The following is an 841-nucleotide window of genomic DNA, read 5'->3' as shown; positions in this document are numbered from 1 at the left end:
CGTGCCATTAGTGGATAAACAGTACCAGATCCATCAACTATAACTTCACCTTCCAAATTGTCACCTGCTGCATCGTTATTATCATCACCACATGCTACCGTGAAGATTGCTAGAGCAACTAATATAAAGATTAAACCAAGTTTCTTAAATTGACTCATTTGAGTAAATCCCCCTAGAAAAATAGATTTTATTAAAACTTATTATTTTACAAAATTTCAAGACTATTCTCTCTTGAACAGTTCATATACTAACAGTCGATTATTAATACAATGTGAAAGGAATGTAAAGGTTTTGTAAATTTGGACAGGTATAGACTTAATGGGACATTAAAAGCGAAGTATTTGAATTTGCAGGTATAAAGGGGGATTCCTTGATGTACGTCAGCTTTACTACAGTATGACTCTTATTTATGATTTATAAGAGTTATCAATAAGATCTAATGAAATAGCATAAAAAATCTATGCCCAAGTATAGAAACGAAGATGGAAGCATATACACCTCCATCTTCAGTCAAATGTTTAAAATTAGTCTTATTTTATAGAGTCTAACTGGGAAATGTATTCGCCATAAACTGAATCTGGTAATGGAGCGAATCCAGTTTCTCCAGCGAATTCTGGTGCAGCTTCTAGTACATAGTATGCATAGTCAAGTACTTGAGGCTTTTCAGCTGCATACTGAGCATTAAGATATGTGAATACAGGACGTGTAAATCCAGCGTAATCTAAGTCTTCACCAATTGTATCTAAGGAAGGTCCAACAGGACCATTACCAAAGTCCACCTTAATTGCTTGTAGCTTGTCTTTGTTATTTACATAATATCCATATCCAAAAAAGGCAATCG

At 34.2% G+C, this 841-nt stretch carries 1 protein-coding gene; it reads right to left on the bottom strand.

The features are described 5' to 3' along the window. Nucleotides 1-530 precede the first annotated feature (530 nt). Nucleotides 531-841: phosphate ABC transporter phosphate-binding protein (locus RZN25_18525; GenBank protein ID MEQ6378782.1), on the bottom strand; the 311-nt coding region annotated here is incomplete at its 5' end.

The sequence above is a fragment of the Bacillaceae bacterium S4-13-56 genome (assembly GCA_040191315.1).
In the GTDB taxonomy this organism is placed as follows: domain Bacteria; phylum Bacillota; class Bacilli; order Bacillales; family JAWJLM01; genus JAWJLM01.
The sequence above is the reverse complement of the archived record's forward strand: the minus strand, read 5'-3'. Positions and strand labels throughout refer to the sequence as shown.